Origin of the sequence: Rathayibacter rhapontici, from assembly GCF_001995175.1 — a bacterium.
In the GTDB taxonomy this organism is placed as follows: domain Bacteria; phylum Actinomycetota; class Actinomycetes; order Actinomycetales; family Microbacteriaceae; genus Rathayibacter.
The window spans coordinates 42,995-59,156 of sequence record NZ_MUKN01000019.1; the positions used below are offsets into that span (position 1 = coordinate 42,995).

Here is a 16,162-nt window from a genome sequence, read left to right on the forward strand (position 1 = left end):
GGAGTGGGCAGGTCTCGATACGCCCCTCCGGGGCTACTCGACCAGCATGTGCAGCCCGCTGATGTCCTGCACGCAGAAGCGGGGCCGACTCGCGTCGACCCCGCCCCGGCGTCCGTTCTACTGCGCGCTCGGGCGGCGGCGCCTCGTCAGAGCGAGCACGGCTCCTCCTCCTGCCACGAGGGCGAAGGCGAGGGCGGCGAGACCGGTCGTCCCCTCCGCTCCGGTGTGCGCGAGCGCCGCAGCGGGCTTCGCGGTGCCGGGCCTCGGAGTGGAGGAGTGCGCGGGCGCGACCGGAGCCGCGGTCGTGGTCGGTGCCGCGGTCGGCTCGGCCGTGGGCGCGACGGTCGGCACAGGCGTCGCGGTCGGCCCAGCGGTCGGTGCCGCAGTCGGCTCAGCCGTCGGCGTCACGGTCGGCTCCGGCGTCGGCTCCGCCGCCACCAGTTCCGGAGTCGACGCCGGCGCCACGCGGTGCAGCGTCGCCTGCTCGTAGTCGTACGACATCGCCAGCAGCGCCGCGTCCTGGCTGCGCGGCGCGGCCAGCTCGAGGCCCGCAGCCGCGCCGGTCGACGTGAAGCCCGCAGGCAGCGAGACCGTCGGGATGCCCGTGTTCGCTCCCACATCGCAGAACGTCGTGCCCGCCCACTCCGGAGTCGCCGACGTGGCGCTCGTCGGCATGGCGAGGGCGTCGAGGTCGTGGTCGACGAAGTACTGGTCCATCGCGATCTTGCCGGCCTCCTGCTCGGCGACCGCCGCGTCGTAGGCCGGGTTCGGGACGTCCTCGTTGCTCTGGAAGTACTCGACGTCGCCGGGCAGCAGCGACGTCTTACCGTCGGCGATGACGTCCGAGAAGGTGAGCGCATCGGCCGGCTCGGTGAGCGCGGCGAGGCCCTCGGGCCAGGTCGCGTCCGTCGAGGCGAAGAACGAGTCGATGCTCGGGCGCATGTCGATCCAGCCGCCGCTCTTCAGCGTCCCCGAGACGAACTCGCGGGTGAAGTCGGGCACGGGCACGATCTCGGCGCCCTGCGCGGCCAGATCGCGGACCGCCTGGTCGATCAGCGCGGTCGTCTCGGCGAGGCCGGGACGCGCCGGGTCCTCCTCGTAGTCCCAGCGCACGTAGCCGATCCGCGTGCCCTCGAGAGCGGTGTCGCTGAGGCCCTCGACGTACGAGTCGGTGTCCTGCTCGGCGGCGATCACGGTCTGAGGGTCGGTCGGATCGACGCCGGCGAGCACCTCCATCAGCAGCGCGGCATCCGTCACGGTCGTCGTCATCGGCCCCGACACGTCCTGGCGGAGTGACAGCGGCACGATGCCGGTGACGCTCGTGAGCCCCATGGTCGGGCGGTAGCCGACGAGGCTCTGGTGGGCGCTGGGCCCCACGATCGAGCCGCAGGAGTCGGTGCCGAGGCCCGCGGGGGCGTAGCCGGCCGCGACGGCCGCGCCCGTTCCTCCGCTCGACCCGCTGGCGCTGTTCGCCTGGTTGTAGGGGTTGGTGGTGCGGCCGCGCTCGGAGCTGAGCGTGTAGGTGCCGTGCCACGCGAACTCGGCCATGTTCGTCTTCGCGAGGATGATCGCTCCGGCGTCGCGCAGGCGCTCGACCGCGGTCGAGTCGAGCTTCGTCTGGTAGGTGTGCAGCGAGGCGCTGCCGGCGGTCGTGGGCATGTCGAACGTGGCGTAGTTGTCCTTCACCAGGATCGGGATGCCGTGCAGCGGTCCGCGGATCGAGCCCTCGGCGCGCTCGGCGTCGAGCTCGGCGGCCGTGGCGAGGGCGCCGGGGTTGGCGAGGATCACGGCGGCGAGGCCGGGCTGATCGCCGTACGGGTCGTCGTAGGCGGCGATGCGGTCGAGGTACTGCTGCGTCAGCGCGACCGACGTGGTCGCTCCGGACTCGAGCAGGGCGAGGGCGTCGGTGATGCTGAGGTCGACGACCGCGGGGGCGGATGCGGGAGCCGTCGCACCGACGGCGGCGGGGGCGGTGATCGCGGCGCCGAGCGCGAGGCCCGAGCAGAGGGAGACGGCGGCGGAGAGTCGGGCGACCCTCCGGAAGGAGGAGTGGGACAAGCGAGGACCTTCGGATCGAGTGGGAAGAGGCTTGGAACCTCCCCAGTCTTCGGGTCAGGTGTTGCGGGTCCGTTTCTGATTCGTTTCCATCGCCGCCCCTCTTAGGCGGGTACTTCGACGCCTCCGGAACGAACGTCAGGATGTCGCCCGGCTGGCAGCCGAGCACTGAGCAGATCGCGTCGAGCGTCGAGAAGCGGATCGCCTTCGCCCGCCCGTTCTTGAGGATCGAGACGTTCGCGGTGGTGATGCCGATCGCCGAGGCCAGCTCCGTCACCGACATCTTCCGCTTGGCGAGTTCGACGTCCAGCTGCAGCACGATCGCCATCAGACGATCTCCGCCAGCTCGCTGCGCTGCTCGACCGCGAGGTGCAGGAGCCGCCGCATGACCATGACGAGGAGGCCCAGCGTCGCGCTCGACACCGCGACCAGCCCGAAGGCGAGCGCGGGGATCGGAGCGGGGACCACCGCGAGCACCGCGACCGCGCCGCCCGCCGCGAGTACGGCTCCGAACAGGAACGCGCCGATCGCCAGGTCGACCCAGAGGTCGGAGCGGTGGTCGCCGGCGAAGAGCGCGTCGTCGCGCACCAGCGACACCAGTCGCCAGACCGCGACGAGCACGGCCTCGACGCAGAGGACGCCCGCGACGAGGACGGCGACGAGCACCCCGTCGATCGGTCCGCCGTCCAGCGCGTTCGCGGCGACGGGTCCGACGGCGACCTGCACGACGACGCAGCCGAGCAGCAGCAGGGCGAGCAGGACGCGGAGTGCGACGAGGAGTGAGCGGGGCATCGGGGTCCTCCGGAGGGTACGGCATATCGATGAACGAGCGATTCGTATCGACAATCGATACTGCCAGTCCGCAACGGAGTCGAGCAAGGCCCTCCATGCGACGTGTCAGCGCAGGAAGTCCTGCACAGCTGAGGCTGAGCGCCGCGGGTCGCGCCGATCTCGCGGAATCGCCCCTCTCAGCCTTGCTTCTGCAGGAGCATCGCCCCTCAGGCCCCGCCCGTCCCCGCCCCGAACACGTCCTCGTACAGCCCGGTCAGCTCCGGCGAGCTCGGCCCGGTCAGCCCGCATCCCAGCAGCGCGTTCTCGTCGGCCGCGAGCAGGTAGTCGGTCCCCGTCTGCCACGTGACGCCCCTGCCTTGCGTCACGGTGACGCTGTCGCCGACCTCCCCGGCGAACCGCTCGAGCACCCGCAGCTCGACCGTGCCGTCGTCGATCGAGCGCACCTCGGCCCGGAACGCGACCTGCGCCGAGCCGAGCGCCGCCGCCGGATCCGCGGGGCAGCCGTTCGCGGCTCCCGACAGCCGCGCCGAGGACGTGGCCAGGGCGAACGCGAGCGGCAGGAGGAGGGAGGCGATGGCCGCGACGGCGAGCGCGCCCACCCCCGCGATCAGCCAGGGCGACCGCCGACGCGGGGGAGCGTCGTCGCGGTCGGTGCCCGCGAGGACGGTCGCCAGCTCGCGGTCCGAGAGTGGAGGCAGGCCGGCGGCCGGATCGATCGCGCGGAGGAGCGCGCGCAGATCGCCGTCCCTCTCGGGCGATCCCCGCAGGAGCTCCTGCCCGATGCGGCGGCGGCCGCGCTCGAGCCGGTCGGACGCGTCCTCCTCGGGCATGCCGAGCACCATGCCGATCGCGTGCGCGTCCAGGCCGTCCCAGGCCCACAGGCGGAGGGGCTCCGCATCCGACTCCGCCACGCGCGAGAGGGCCAGGCGCACCCGCTCGTGCAATCGGCGCGACTCCTCGTCGGTCTGCAGCTGCGGCGGCTCGACCAGTGCGAGCCGCTGCGACAGGAGGGACTGCCGGCGCTGGCCGCGGAGCGCGTTCCGCAGCAGCGCCCGGGCGATCGCGAGCGCTTGCGCGACCGGGTCGGGCGGGGCGATCCTCCGCTCGCGCAGCACGGTGATCGTCAGCGCGAGGACGTCGTCGGCGGTCCCGGCGTCGGCGCGCCGCCACAGATAGCGGCGGACCGGGTCGGCGACCGAGGCGGCGAGCGCGGCGAACCGTTCGGCGTCGGCGAGAGGATCCTGCATGACCTCATGGTCGCCCCTCGCGCGCCGGTTCGCACATCGGCGCCTCGAGACGCCGGTGGCCATCGGCGCCGGGACGGGCGAGGCTGGAGGCATGGATCACGACGCCCGTCCGGCCCCCGCCCGTCCGGTGGCGCTCGCCGCGGTGGCGAGCTCCGCGTTCGGCCTTCTCGCGCTCGTCGCGTTCCCGGTCCCGCTGCTGTCCGCGGCCGCGGGCCTCGTGGCGGTCCTCCTCGCCCGCTCGTCGCGGGAGCGGCTGCGCGCCGAGCCGTCGCTCCGCGGTGTCCGGGCGAGCCTGCTCGGCTTCGTGCTCGGGACGGCCGCGCTGGTCGTGGGCGCGGCGCAGGTGCTGGCGCCGTACGTGCTGATGACGCTGTTCTTCCTGTAGTCGCGCGCCCTCTACGACGTCAGCGACGCCAGGGTCCCGATCAGCGCGATGACCTGGATCGCGCTCAGCAGCCAGCCCACGATCACGGCGTAGGTCGCGAACCCCCAGCCCGCACGCCCCGACCGGCGGATCCGGGACCGGCCGAGCAGCCCGCAGACGACCGCCGCGGGTCCCACCAGGAACGCGAGCACGAACCCGGCGATCGCCATCGGCTCCACGACCGGATCGGTGACCAGCCCCGCGTCCCTCCGCGCCCGCCCCTGCGCGTACGAGACCGGCACGGCGATCGCGAGCACGATCACCGGGGAGAGCACGAGCAGGATGATCGCGGCGTGCCACCCGGTGAGTCCGTAGAGCATCCCGCGAGCCTACGGACGTCGACCGTCGGAGTCGTCACCCGCGCGGGGGAGCCCGCTCGCTAGCCTGTACCCCGGCGATCCGCCCGCCCCGCCCCCTTCCCCCGCCCGAGGAGCCTCATGCCCACCTGGTCCCTGCACGGAGACGGCCGCACCGTCGAGCCCGGAGCCGTCGTCGCCCCCGGCGAGCGTCTCAGCTGGCCCGCGACGATCGCGATCGGCGTCCAGCACGTCGTCGCCATGTTCGGAGCGACGTTCCTCGTCCCCGTCCTCACCGGCTTCCCCGTCGCCACGACGCTGCTCTTCTCGGGTGTCGGCACGCTCCTCTTCCTCCTGATCACACGCAACAAGCTGCCCAGCTACCTCGGGTCGAGCTTCGCGTTCATCGCCCCGGTCACCGCCGCGACAGCCGTCGGCGGAACCGGGTCGGCGCTCGCCGGGATCGTCGCCGTCGGCCTCCTGCTCGCCGCGGTCGGCGTCCTGGTGCAGTTCGTCGGCCTCGGCTGGATCGACCGCCTGATGCCCCCGGTCGTGTCGGGTGCGATCGTGGCTCTGATCGGCTTCAACCTCGCTCCCACCGCCTGGGACAGCTTCGAGCAGGCCCCCGTCACGGCGACCGTCACCCTCGCCGCGATCATCCTCGGCGGAGTGTTCTTCCGCGGCTTCCTCGGCCGCGTCTCGATCTTCGTCGGCGTCGTCATCGGCTACGTCGTGGCGCTGCTGCGCGACGAGATCGACTACTCCGCGGTCGGCGAGGCCGCCTGGGTCGGCCTGCCGCCCTTCTCCTTCCCCGATTTCGCGTCCGGATCGACGTGGTCGGGCATCGCGATGTTCCTCCCCGTCGTGCTCGTCCTCATCGCCGAGAACGTCGGCCACGTGCGCGGCGTCGCGACCATGACCGACTCCTCCGTCAACGCCCACACCGGCCGCGCGCTGATCGCCGACGGCGTCGCGACCGCGGTCTCGGGCACGTTCGGCGGCTCGGGCACCACGACCTACGGCGAGAACATCGGAGTGATGGCCGCCACGCGCGTCTACTCGACCGCCGCGTACTGGGTCGCCGGCGTCACGGCCGTGCTGCTCAGCCTCTCGCCCAAGGTCGGAGCGGTCTTCAACTCCATCCCCGCGGGCGTCCTCGGCGGCGCGACCACCGCGCTCTACGGCCTGATCGGAGTCATCGGCATCAAGATCTGGGTCGACAACCGCGTCGACTTCTCGCGCCCGGTGAACCAGTACACGGCCGCCGTCGCCCTGGTCATCGCGATCGCGGGCTTCAACTTCGCCTCGGGCGGATTCCAGCTCGGAGGCATCGTGCTCGGCGCGGGTGCGGCGCTGGTGATCTACCACCTGGGCAACGCGATCGCGCGCTGGCGCCGCACGGGCGCGGACGACGGCGGGCCGCTGCCCGCGATCGGGCAGCTGGGCGGGGACGTGCAGAAGTAGGGGGTGTGTGAGTCGGCGCTAGGGTGCGGGAATGGTCGACGTCGCCCCCTCCGCTCTGTCCTTCCTCCGCTACGACATGAGCGAGGCGGGGTCTGCGGCCTCGCTGTTCACGGGGTCAGGCACCGGCGCGCTGTGCGGGATCTACGTGCTCGAGTTCGAGAACGGCCAGCGCTACGTGGGTCAGACGACGAACATCGTGAGCCGGTACGCGTCGCATCGTCGTCATCACGGAGACGTGGTGGCCTTCCGCTTCGCGAAGTGCCCCCGGGCTCGGCTCGACGAGGAGGAGCGCGCGGAGATCCGCCGGCAGGAGCAGACGCACGGTCTGCGGAACCTCACGCTGACAGGGTGGCCGGGTGGCACCGGCGATCGTGCCGCGACGGTCGAGGAGGGCAAGAGTGTCCTGCTGCCGTGGGAGCGGGATCGACGCGGGAAGATCGGCGAGGAGGGGGCGTCGACGCTTCCGGGACGGTTCTGGGAGCTTGCGCGGCGTGACGACTACGCAGTTCTGTCGGAGTACCTCGCCTACTACGTGAGCGAGACGATCGCCGACCCGTTCGGGACGCAGAAGGTTCTCTGGGTGCTGTCGGCGCTGCCGTCGACCAAGCGATCGAGGACGTCTCGGCGCCTCTTCACGTTCAGCTGCGGGATCCTCGAGACCGTCTTCGCGGTGGAGTACGTCGAGGACGGGGTGACGGACGTCGCCGTGAGGGTCAACGTCGATGCGCCGACCTTCGACGAAGCGGTCCGAGCGCTCGGTCCTCTTCCCGATGTCTTCTACGACCGTGAGGACGCCTCCTACAAGAGCGCGGAGGTCGCGTCCTTCGTGTTCGGCTCCTGGAATGAGTTCGCGGATGCGCTCGAATACCCACCCTTCCTCGAGGCGGCCTACAAGCTGAACACCACGATGATGCGGCGGGGCTCCTCGCCGCTTCGGCGCCACCACAACTCCTTCTTCGCGGACGATGTTCTGCGTGTCGCTGCGACGCTGGATTCTCCTGCGGGTATGGCCACCGAGCCGCCGCAGTGAGCCACCCCCGCGGATCTGTCAGTTCGCAAGGGGTGAGCAAGACTCGTGTTCGAATGTCGGTGCTCGCTGGCATCATCCGGGTATGGCAACGATCGACCCGTACACAGCACCTGCCGAGGGCTCTCCTTCGGTGCACGCGTGCTTCGAGGAGGCGTACGGCGGCGCGATCGACGCAGCCGAGGCGCTGCGGCGGTTCCGGGGGCGGATCGACGGTGAGCAGGCCGAGCTGATCGAGCTGTCGCGACGCCTGGCGATGGCGGTTCCGGAGGCGCTCGTCGACGCCGGCGTGCTCGGCAAGGGCGAGCGGCTCGAAGCGGCGGCCCGCGCGCACGTCGCCGAAGTCGCCACGTCCTTCCGGCTGTCCGAGGCGCACGCCGGGGCTCTGGTTGAGGAGAGCCGACTCCTCGTGAACGAGCTGCCGGCGACGCTCGCCGCCCTGAAGGAGGGGGCGTGCGCCAGTGAGCACGCCCGGGTCGTGGTCGCCGAGGCGGTGACCGTGCCGGCGGAGGCGCGGGGGCGCTTCGATGAGGAGGCGGCGGTCCTCGCCGCATCGTGCACGCCTCCGCAGCTGCGGCGCCGGCTCCGTGCGCTGCGCGAGCGGCTGCATCCCGAGACGCTGCGCGAGCGCCACCGCCGCTGCCGGAAGGATCGCGCTGTCTGGGTCGACGGCGAGCTCGACGGCATGGCGACGCTGCACCTGCACCTGCCCGCGCAGGACGCGTTCGGCGCGTACGACCGGATCGATCGAGCTGCCCGCTCCGTCCGGGAGGCGAGCTCCGGAGCGATACCCGCCGAGCGCGACGCGCGGAACCTCCGGCAGGTCCGCGCCGACGTGGCGACGGCGCTGCTGCTCGACGGCGAGACGGCGACCGCGACGGAAGAGGCGCACGATGCGCGAGACCCCCTCGCCGGGCCTGCCCGCACCGTCGTCCCGCGCGGCATCCGCGCCGTGGTCGCCGTCACCGTGCCGGTCCTCACCCTGCTCGTCCGCTCCGACGAGCCCGCGATCCTCGACGGCTACGGGCCCGTCGACGCCGAGACGGCGCGCGAGCTCGCTGCCGGCGCTCCGAGCCTCACCCGGATCCTCACCGATCCGCACACCGGAGCGACGCGCAGTGTCGGCCGCCGCAGCTACCGTCCGCCCGCCGAGTTGCGCCGAGCGCTGGCCCACCGCGACGAGACGTGCCGGTTCCCGGGCTGCCTCCGCCCCGCGCGCACCGCCGAACTCGACCACACGGTGCCGTGGCAGCACGGAGGAGCCACCGACGCCGTGAACCTCGCCCACCTCTGCGCGTCCCACCACCGACTCCGGCACGTCAGCACCTGGAGTCCCGAGAACCTCGGCGACGGCGGCGTCCGCTGGCGCAGCCCGGCGGGACGGGTGCGGCAAGTGGAGCCGCCGGGGCCGCTACCGCCGGGGCCACTGCTACCGAGCAGCGAGGGGGTGCCGTTCTGAGTGAGGAGGCGAGCGGCGGGAGCCGGTCCGCGGGTCCTCCTGCGCGCCTTCTTCGGAGCCCCGGTAGTGCGCCCCTCCGAGCCCGAGTTCCTCCGAGCCCGAGCCCCTCAGGGCCGCGAGCACCTCACGCCCGCGAGTGCCTCACGCCTCCGCGCCCCTCAGAGCTCCACCGTGCACAGCGCCTGCACCGCGCTCCGGAACTCCGCCTGCATGTCGCGCGAGTCGCGCTGCAGCAGCCACTGCACCTGCAGCCCGTCCATCGTCGCGATCGTCCGGATCGCGGCGCTGCGCGGGTCGACGCCGGGGAGGAGCTGGCCGCGGGTGAGCATGTCGCCGAACGCGTCGGTGAAGAGGTCGATGATGATGCGGTACCGCTCGGCGAAGTACCCGTGCGCCGGATGGTCGGCGTGCGTCGCCTCCGCCGAGAGGGCGCACTGCAGCTCGATGAGTCCGGGGATCCGCGTGTTGTACGACACGAGGTCGACGAGGGCGCGCACGGTGTCCACGCCCGGGATCGTCCCGCCGCTCGGCACGCGCGCGATCGACATGTCGTCGCGCAGGGCCAGGACGGCCGAGAGCAGCTCCCACTTGTTCGCGAAGTGGTGCAGCACCCCGGCCTGGCTGAGCCCCACCTTCTCGGCGATCTCGCGGAGGGACGCGGCGTGGTACCCGCTCGCCGAGAACACCTCGAGGCCGGCGGCGACGATCTCGGCACGCCGGGCGGCCGTCTTCGCGTACTGGCCGCGCGGTCGCCGCGGAGGAGAAGTGGGGAGTGCCATCGTGTGCCTCCTGGCGCTTCGGTGCGGATGCTGAGGGGCGGATGCCGAGGGGCGGACGCTCTGATGCGGAATGCAGTGGTGCTCGGTCCGAGAAACCTAACTCCTCGGGGTTTCTCCGTCAAAGCCCCAGGGGTGCCCTGGTGGAACCTCCCGCGGGGACATCCTGCACGGTTCCCCCGCGCTCTTCCCTGGTAAACCGAGCGGTGCTAGGTTTTCTGGGACGGTCGTCCGCCGCCCCCTTCAGCGTAGAAAGAGACTCCTCGTGACCGACAGCTCCACCGCCTCACCGACCGGCACCGCCTCGTCGACCGGCACCGCCCCGCGTCTCAGCGCCGAGGGCCCCGACGCCGACGCCCGCTTCACCGAGCTCCTCGAGCGCCTCACCCTCGAGGAGAAGGTGCAGCTGCTCACCGGCCGCGACTTCTGGACCACCTGGCCGATCGAGAAGATCGGCCTGCGCCGCATGCTCGTCTCGGACGGCCCCTCCGGCGTGCGCGGCGAGGTCTGGGACGAGCGCTCGCCCTCGCTGAACCTGCCCTCGGCGACGGCGCTGTCCTCCTCCTGGGACCGCTCGATCGCGAGGCGCTACGGAGCCGCCGCCGCGGTGGAGGCACGCCGCAAGGACGTCGACGTCGTGCTCGGCCCGACCATCAACCTGCACCGCTCACCGCTGGGCGGCCGCCACTTCGAGGGCTTCAGCGAGGACCCGGTGCTCACCGCCGACCTGGCCGCGGCCTACGTGGGCGGCGTGCAGGAGAACGGCGTCGGAGCGACTCCGAAGCACTACATCGCCAACGACTCCGAGACCGACCGCTTCACCGTCGACGTGCGCGTGGGCGACCGCGCGCTGCGCGAGCTGTACCTCCTCGCCTTCGAGCGCGCGATCGTCGAGACGCGCGCCTGGCTCGTGATGAGCTCCTACAACTCGATCAACGGCACGACCGCCACCGAGAACGACCTGCTCGAGACCCCGCTGAACAGCGAGTGGGGCTTCGACGGCGTCGTCATCAGCGACTGGACCGCGGTGCGCTCCGTCGACAGCGCCCGCGCGGCGCAGGACCTCGTGATGCCCGGCCCCGACGGACCCTGGGGAGTCGCGCTGGTCTCCGCCGTGCGCGCGGGAGAGATCGAGGAGTCAGTGATCGACCGCAAGGTCCGCCGCATCCTCCGCCTCGCCGCCCGCGTCGGCGCACTCGAGGGCTTCGAGCCCGCCGTCGCCGAGCCGGTCCTCGTCGAGGACGGCCGTGCGTTCGCCCGCGAGGCCGCCGCGGCCGGCAGCGTGCTGCTGCGCAACACGGGGGAGCTGCCCTGGGACGCCACCGCCCTCTCCTCCGTCGCCGTCATCGGCCACAACGCCCGCGACGCCCGCACGCAGGGCGGCGGATCTGCGACGGTGCTGCCCGAGAAGGTCGTCACCCCGCTCGACGGCATCCGGAACGCGCTCCCCGGCGCCCGCATCGACTACGCGCTCGGCGCGGTCGTGCAGGACGGAGTCGCGCCCCTCGCGCTCGAGACCATCACGAACCCCGCGACGGGCGAGCCCGGCCAGCGCGTGCGCTTCCTCGACGCGGAGGGGTCCGAGCTGTTCGTCGAGGACCGCCGCGCGACCGCGCTCGTCTGGTTCGGCGGCAGCGCCCCGATCGCCGCGTCCTCCCGCGTCGAGTTCTCGACCGTGCTGCGCCCGAGGCCGACGCGACCGTGCGCCTGGGCTTCGCGGTCGTGGGCACCGCGCGGATCTTCGTCGACGGGGACCTGTTCCTCGAGGAGACCCTCGCGCCCGTGGGCGCCGACCTCGGAGCCGCGCTCCTCGCGCCGCCGTCGGTCTCGGGTCCGCTCCCGGTCACCGCGGGCACGCCCGTCGACATCCGCATCGAGTACGACATCGAGCACACCGACGGCGAGCTCGAGGGCGCCCTCGGCTTCACCTACGGCATCGAGCCCGAGGACACCCCGGCCGAGCAGCTGATCGAGGAGGCGGTGGCCCTCGCCCGCGACGCCGACGTCGCGCTCGTGGTCGTCGGCACCAACTCCGCCGTCGAGTCGGAGGGCTACGACCGCAGCTCGCTGGACCTCCCGGGCGAGCAGGACGCCCTGGTGCGCGCCGTCGCCGCGGCGAACCCGCGCACCGTCGTCGTCGTCAACTCCGGATCGCCGGTGCTGCTGCCCTGGCGCGACGAGGTCGCCGCCGTGCTCGTCGGCTACTTCGGCGGCCAGGAGATGGGCGACGCGGTCGCCGACGTCCTGCTCGGCGCCGTCGAGCCGGGCGGACGCCTCCCCACGACCTGGCCCGCCGCGATCGAGGACGTCCCCGTGCTGTCGACGCTGCCCACCGACGGCGAGCTGCACTACGACGAGGGCATCCACATCGGCTACCGCGCGTGGCTCCGGAGCGAGGTCGAGCCGGCCTACGGCTTCGGCCACGGACTGGGCTACACGTCCTTCGACCTGGTCTCGGTCGCGCCGGTCGCGCCGACCCGGGCAGGCGAGGACGCCGTGCTGCTCGTCGACGTGGTCAACACGGGGGAGCGCGCGGGCAAGATCGTGCTGCAGGCGTACGCCGAGCGCCGCGACTCCGCCGTCGAGCGCCCGGTGCGCTGGCTGGTCGGGTTCGAGAGCGCGCAGATCGAGGCGGGAGCGGCCGCTCAGCTCGCGGTGACCGTGCCGACCCGCCTGCTCGCGACCTGGAACGACGGCTGGGACTACGAGGCCGGCGACTTCACCCTCCGCATCGGCACCTCGCTGGAGGACGTTCCGCTGACGACCCGGCTCGAGCTGATGGTCTGAGACCGGAGCGGGACTCCCGGGCCGTTCCTGGGAGTTCCGCTCCGCCTAGCTGGGAGCGGGGTCGGGAGCGGGTTTCTATCACGTTCGGGACATCCCGCAACCCGGTGCGCTCCCAGGCGGCTCGCGCTTAACGTCGAGGAAGACGGCCGCAAGAGCGGACCGCCGCACACCGAGTGACAGAGCAAGGAGCACCACCGTGCCGCAGATCATCGAGACCGTCGACGTCAACGTCCCCGTGTCCGTCGCCTACAACCAGTGGACCCAGTTCGAGGAGTTCCCCAAGTTCCTCGACGAGGTCGAGTCGATCCAGCAGGTCACCGACGTCCTCACCGTCTGGAAGGTGAAGGTCGGCCCCGTCGAGCGCGAGTTCGAGGCCAACATCACCGAGCAGCACCCCGACGAGCGCGTCGCGTGGAACAGCACCGGAGGCGAGACCGACCACGCCGGTGTCGTCACCTTCCACAAGCTCTCGGACTCCGAGACCCGCGTCACCGTGCAGCTGGACTGGGAGCCCAAGGGCTTCCTCGAGTCGATCGGCTCGCTCGTCGGCGCCGGCAGCCACGCGGTCAAGAAGGACCTGAAGAACTTCAAGGAGTACATCGAGTCCAAGGGCACCCCGGACGGCGCCTGGCGCGGCGACGTCGAGGCCTGAGGCTCCGATGTCCGACAGCAGCACCCGCCCCGAGGACCTCAACGACTCCGAGGGTGAGAAGAAGGACGGCGGCCTCGGCGACGAGGGCACCATCCCCGATTCCGAGACCGGCCTGGCCGTCGGAGTGACCGGCGACTCCCACTTCAACCCCGAAGAGGACGCCCCGGTCGAGGACGAGTCCTAGGACCCACCCGGGTCACGACCCCGCGAGATGCCACTCGTGCGCACGCCTGACGGCGTGTCGCAGACGCGAGTGGCATCTCGCGTTTCCGCGCTCGGGCGGATGCGTCTCAGCGCCAGGCGCGGGAGTACTGCGGCGGCACGACGGCATCGAGGTCCGCCCCCAGCTCCTGCGCCATCCGCGAGGCGGCGTGCGGGTCGCGGAGCAGCTCCCGCGCGAGCAGCACCACGTCGGCCTCGCCCGCCGCGAGCACCCCCTCGGCCTGCTCGGCCGTCGTGATCAGGCCCACTGCTCCCACCGGCGCACCGGTCGCCCGGCGCACCTCGCGCGCGAACGGCACCTGGTAGAGCGGAGCCACCGGGATCTCGGTGCCGCGGACCAGGCCGCCGGTCGAGACGTCGAAGAGGTCGGCCCCCGCCTCCTTCGCCCAGCCCGCGACCACGACGGTCTCGTCGAGGTCCCAGCCGCCCTCGGCCCAGTCGGTCGCCGAGAAGCGCACGAGCAGCGGCAGCTCGCCGATCTCGGCGCGCACCTCGCGCACGATCTCGAGCAGGAGCCGCGCACGGTTCTCCAGGGAGCCGCCGTACTCGTCCTCGCGCCGGTTCGACAGCGGCGACAGGAACTGGTGCAGCAGGTAGCCGTGGGCGGCGTGCAGCTCGATCACGTCGAAGCCCGCCTCGACGGCGCGGCGAGCGGAGTCGCGGAACGCGCGCACGAGGCCGGGCAGCTCGTCCGCCGCGAGGGCCCGAGGCGCGGCGTAGCCCTCGAACGCGACGGCGGACGGAGCGACCGTGTCCCAGCCGCCCTCCTCCGTCGGTACCGTTCCGCGCCCGCTCCACTCGCGGTACGTCGACGCCTTGCGGCCGGCGTGGGCGAGCTGGACCCCGGCGAGGGCGCCCTGCTCGTGCACGAAGTCGACGATCGGCGCCCACGTGTCGCGCTGCTCGTCGTTCCACAGCCCGGTGTCCCAGGGGCTGATCCGCCCCTCCGGGACCACTCCCGTCGCCTCGGCGATCACCACGCCCACGCCTCCGCGGGCGATCGAGCCGAGGTGCACGAGGTGCCAGGTCGTCGGCACGCCGTCCTGCGACTCGACGGAGTACTGGCACATCGGAGCCGCCCAGAGGCGGTTGCGGGCCGTGCGGGAGCGGAGGGTGAGGGGCTGGAAGAGAGCGGGAGCGGTGGTCATCCAGGCGACAACCGCTCCCGGCCTCCGGTCATTCCCGGCGGTGCGAGGCGTCAGCTCGGCCAGGTCGAGCCGGGCGCCTCCTGCCACACCGCGTCGGACGGAGCGAGGGCCGCGAGCTCCTCGAACAGCGAGTCCGGGATCTCGAGGGCGTCGTCGGCGACGAACTCGTCGAAGTGCTCGGCGGTCGTGGCGCCGACGACGGTGGTCGTGATCCGCTCGTCGCGGGTCGAGAACTGCAGGGCGGCCGCGCGCAGCGGCACGCCGGCGCGGTCGCACGCCTCGCCCATCTCGGTGACCGCCTGCACGATCTCGGGCGGCGCGGGGCGGTAGGCGTACGTGTCGACCGGCTGGGGCCAGCGCGCGAGCGCGCCTCCTCCGTAGACCGCCGCGTTCACCACGACGACGCCGCGGTCGACCGAGACGTCGATCAGCTCGTCCGACGAGCGGTCGACGAGCGTGTAGCGGTTGTGGGTGATGACGGCGTCGAAGAGCCCCGTCTCGACGTAGTGCTGCAGCATCGGCGCCGGTCCGCCCGAGATGCCGATCGAGAGCGCGACTCCCGTCTCCTTCATCGCGACGAGGGCCCGCACGGGGCCGTCCTCGGCGAACGCCTCCTCGTACGAGATCCGCTCCGGGTCGTGCAGGTAGAGGAGGGGGAGCACGTCCATGCCCAGGCGCTCGCGGCTCTCGTCGAGGCTGCGCCGCATCCGCTCGCCCGAGTAGCTGCCGGTCTCGGGATCGCGGTCGAGCTTCGTCACGACGGTGACGCCGTCGGGCACGCCGCCGTGCGCTCGCAGCGCCTCGCCGATCAGGCGCTCGCTGTGACCCTGCGCGTACTCGTTCGAGGTGTCGATCACCGAGACGGCGCGGTCGGCGGAGGAGTCGAGCACGCGCTCGAGGGCGGGCACCCGAGCGAGGTCGCGGACGCGCTCGGGCTTCCACGACGTACCGAGGGTGAGGCGCGTGACCTGGGCGCCGGAGGGGCCGAAGGGGCGCAGGAGCGGGGAGCCGGGGTTCGAGGACTGCGATGTCATGTCCCCAGCTTGTCAGTGCGCGCCCGTCAGTGCGGAGCGGTCCCCGCAGGACCGGTGCGCCCGCGGTCCCGCGTCACAGAGGACCCCGCAGTTCCACGATCGCCTCGGCGACCCGCGACACCAGATCCGCCGGCAGCTCCCGGTTCCACGGCAGCGCCACCGTGTCCTTCCCGGTGCGCAGCGCCGCGAGCTCGTGCTCGAGTCCGGGCGAGAGGCGCGGCACCGGATGCAGGCCCACGTGGGTCTTCCAGCCGGCCCAGTGGATCGCGTACCGGCCGTCCAGCATCACGGCGGGCATGCCGTAGCGGATGCGCTCCTCGGCGTCGGGCGCGGCCCGCAGGAGCAGGCGCCGCACCTCCTCCAGCCGAGCCCGCCGCTCGGGCGGGAACGCGGCGAGGTACTCCTCCACGGTGGCGGCGGCGCCCATGGCGTCATTCTGCTCCTCGCCGGCACGATCGGGAACTGTCAGGATCGGGAGCATGGCCCCCGACCCCCTCGCAGCCGTTCTCGACTCCCTCGTGACTCCCGCCCTCGTCCTCGACGAGGCCGTCCTCGACGCGAACATCGCGGCGACGGCCGCCCGGGCCCGCGAGCGCGGCCTGGCGCTGCGCCCGCACGCCAAGACGCACAAGTCGCTCGAGATCGCGCGCCGCCAGCTCGCGCGGGCGCCGTCGGCCTCACGGTCGCGACGGTGGGCGAGGCCGAGGTCCTCGCCGCCGGCGGCTGCGACGACCTCTTCATCGCCTACCCGCTCTGGCTCGACGCCGAGCGGGCCGGAC

14 protein-coding genes and 3 pseudogenes are annotated in these 16,162 nt (G+C 72.6%); 8 read left to right on the plus strand and 9 right to left on the minus strand.

Features of this window, described 5'->3' with window-relative positions; translation table 11 throughout:
* Positions 1–117: 117 nt before the first annotated feature.
* The 4 genes and pseudogenes from B0T42_RS08040 to B0T42_RS08055 all read right to left on the minus strand — a co-directional run bounded on the left by B0T42_RS08040 (position 118) and on the right by B0T42_RS08055 (position 4,094).
* The gene (locus B0T42_RS08040; RefSeq protein WP_077222701.1) at positions 118–2,058 is read right to left on the minus strand and encodes an amidase family protein; all 1,941 of its coding nucleotides are present in this window, start codon (positions 2,056–2,058) and stop codon (positions 118–120) included.
* Positions 2,059–2,191: 133 nt separating this feature from the next.
* A pseudogene (locus B0T42_RS08045) lies at positions 2,192–2,383 on the minus strand (helix-turn-helix domain-containing protein); the annotation flags it as partial.
* Positions 2,383–2,847 (minus strand): DUF2975 domain-containing protein, encoded by a 465-nt coding sequence (locus B0T42_RS08050; protein ID WP_077222702.1) that lies wholly within the window; start codon positions 2,845–2,847, stop codon positions 2,383–2,385. The gene B0T42_RS08050 and the pseudogene B0T42_RS08045, both read right to left, overlap by 1 nt.
* 206 nt (positions 2,848–3,053) lie before the next feature.
* Positions 3,054–4,094: an RNA polymerase sigma factor gene (locus B0T42_RS08055; protein ID WP_077222703.1), complete on the minus strand. Its 1,041-nt coding sequence runs from the start codon at positions 4,092–4,094 to the stop codon at positions 3,054–3,056.
* On the opposite strand from B0T42_RS08055, the gene B0T42_RS08060 reads away from it, so the two are divergent.
* On the plus strand, positions 4,093–4,479 hold the full coding sequence (locus B0T42_RS08060; protein ID WP_077222704.1) for a hypothetical protein: 387 nt from the start codon (positions 4,093–4,095) through the stop codon (positions 4,477–4,479). The genes B0T42_RS08055 and B0T42_RS08060 overlap by 2 nt on opposite strands.
* 11 nt (positions 4,480–4,490) lie before the next feature.
* Here the strand turns inward: B0T42_RS08060 and B0T42_RS08065 are convergent, their stop codons facing one another.
* A complete protein-coding gene (locus B0T42_RS08065; protein WP_077222705.1) occupies positions 4,491–4,838 on the minus strand; it encodes a DUF4190 domain-containing protein in 348 nt (115 codons plus the stop codon).
* Positions 4,839–4,955: 117 nt separating this feature from the next.
* On the opposite strand from B0T42_RS08065, the gene B0T42_RS08070 reads away from it, so the two are divergent.
* From B0T42_RS08070 to B0T42_RS08080, 3 genes are all read left to right on the plus strand, one after another.
* Positions 4,956–6,278, plus strand: coding sequence for a uracil-xanthine permease family protein (locus B0T42_RS08070; protein ID WP_077222706.1), 1,323 nt, complete (start codon positions 4,956–4,958; stop codon positions 6,276–6,278).
* Positions 6,279–6,309: 31 nt separating this feature from the next.
* Entirely contained in the window at positions 6,310–7,308 is a 999-nt protein-coding gene (locus tag B0T42_RS08075) for a GIY-YIG nuclease family protein (RefSeq protein ID WP_077222707.1), read from the plus strand.
* An 82-nt stretch (positions 7,309–7,390) separates the two neighbouring features.
* A complete protein-coding gene (locus B0T42_RS08080) occupies positions 7,391–8,764 on the plus strand; it encodes an HNH endonuclease signature motif containing protein (protein WP_158078077.1) in 1,374 nt (457 codons plus the stop codon).
* Positions 8,765–8,922: 158 nt separating this feature from the next.
* On the opposite strand, the gene B0T42_RS08085 is transcribed toward B0T42_RS08080, so the two are convergent.
* Positions 8,923–9,543 carry a TetR/AcrR family transcriptional regulator gene (locus tag B0T42_RS08085; RefSeq protein ID WP_077222709.1) on the minus strand — a complete coding sequence of 207 codons (621 nt, stop codon included), beginning with the start codon at positions 9,541–9,543 and terminating at the stop codon, positions 8,923–8,925.
* Positions 9,544–10,006: 463 nt separating this feature from the next.
* Between B0T42_RS08085 and B0T42_RS08090 the strand changes: the two are divergent.
* From B0T42_RS08090 to B0T42_RS20465, 3 genes and pseudogenes are all read left to right on the plus strand, one after another.
* Positions 10,007–12,327 (plus strand): annotated as a pseudogene (locus tag B0T42_RS08090) (beta-glucosidase).
* 196 nt (positions 12,328–12,523) lie between these two features.
* On the plus strand, positions 12,524–12,979 hold the full coding sequence (locus tag B0T42_RS08095) for an SRPBCC family protein (protein WP_055790290.1): 456 nt from the start codon (positions 12,524–12,526) through the stop codon (positions 12,977–12,979).
* Between the two features lie 7 nt (positions 12,980–12,986).
* A complete protein-coding gene (locus B0T42_RS20465) occupies positions 12,987–13,163 on the plus strand; it encodes a hypothetical protein (protein ID WP_173892316.1) in 177 nt (58 codons plus the stop codon).
* 106 nt (positions 13,164–13,269) lie between these two features.
* On the opposite strand, the gene B0T42_RS08100 is transcribed toward B0T42_RS20465, so the two are convergent.
* The 3 genes from B0T42_RS08100 to B0T42_RS08110 all read right to left on the minus strand — a co-directional run bounded on the left by B0T42_RS08100 (position 13,270) and on the right by B0T42_RS08110 (position 15,810).
* A complete protein-coding gene (locus tag B0T42_RS08100; RefSeq protein ID WP_077222713.1) occupies positions 13,270–14,349 on the minus strand; it encodes an NADH:flavin oxidoreductase/NADH oxidase in 1,080 nt (359 codons plus the stop codon).
* Positions 14,350–14,399: 50 nt separating this feature from the next.
* Complete coding sequence (locus tag B0T42_RS08105) at positions 14,400–15,383, minus strand: aldo/keto reductase (RefSeq protein ID WP_077222710.1); 984 nt, start codon at positions 15,381–15,383, stop codon at positions 14,400–14,402.
* Positions 15,384–15,456: 73 nt separating this feature from the next.
* Complete coding sequence (locus B0T42_RS08110; protein WP_077222714.1) at positions 15,457–15,810, minus strand: iron chaperone; 354 nt, start codon at positions 15,808–15,810, stop codon at positions 15,457–15,459.
* Positions 15,811–15,862: 52 nt separating this feature from the next.
* Between B0T42_RS08110 and B0T42_RS08115 the strand changes: the two are divergent.
* A pseudogene (locus B0T42_RS08115) lies at positions 15,863–16,162 on the plus strand (hypothetical protein); the annotation flags it as partial.

Coding starts and splice junctions, on each gene's coding strand:
- B0T42_RS08070 (WP_077222706.1), top strand. CDS start 4,956: ATGCCCACCTGGTCCCTGCACGGAGACGGCCGCACCGTCGAGCCCGGA.
- B0T42_RS08100 (WP_077222713.1), bottom strand. CDS start 14,349: ATGACCACCGCTCCCGCTCTCTTCCAGCCCCTCACCCTCCGCTCCCGC.
- B0T42_RS08060 (WP_077222704.1), top strand. CDS start 4,093: ATGACCTCATGGTCGCCCCTCGCGCGCCGGTTCGCACATCGGCGCCTC.
- B0T42_RS08055 (WP_077222703.1), bottom strand. CDS start 4,094: ATGCAGGATCCTCTCGCCGACGCCGAACGGTTCGCCGCGCTCGCCGCC.
- B0T42_RS08065 (WP_077222705.1), bottom strand. CDS start 4,838: ATGCTCTACGGACTCACCGGGTGGCACGCCGCGATCATCCTGCTCGTG.
- B0T42_RS08110 (WP_077222714.1), bottom strand. CDS start 15,810: ATGGGCGCCGCCGCCACCGTGGAGGAGTACCTCGCCGCGTTCCCGCCC.
- B0T42_RS08085 (WP_077222709.1), bottom strand. CDS start 9,543: ATGGCACTCCCCACTTCTCCTCCGCGGCGACCGCGCGGCCAGTACGCG.
- B0T42_RS20465 (WP_173892316.1), top strand. CDS start 12,987: ATGTCCGACAGCAGCACCCGCCCCGAGGACCTCAACGACTCCGAGGGT.
- B0T42_RS08105 (WP_077222710.1), bottom strand. CDS start 15,383: ATGACATCGCAGTCCTCGAACCCCGGCTCCCCGCTCCTGCGCCCCTTC.
- B0T42_RS08075 (WP_077222707.1), top strand. CDS start 6,310: ATGGTCGACGTCGCCCCCTCCGCTCTGTCCTTCCTCCGCTACGACATG.
- B0T42_RS08080 (WP_158078077.1), top strand. CDS start 7,391: ATGGCAACGATCGACCCGTACACAGCACCTGCCGAGGGCTCTCCTTCG.
- B0T42_RS08050 (WP_077222702.1), bottom strand. CDS start 2,847: ATGCCCCGCTCACTCCTCGTCGCACTCCGCGTCCTGCTCGCCCTGCTG.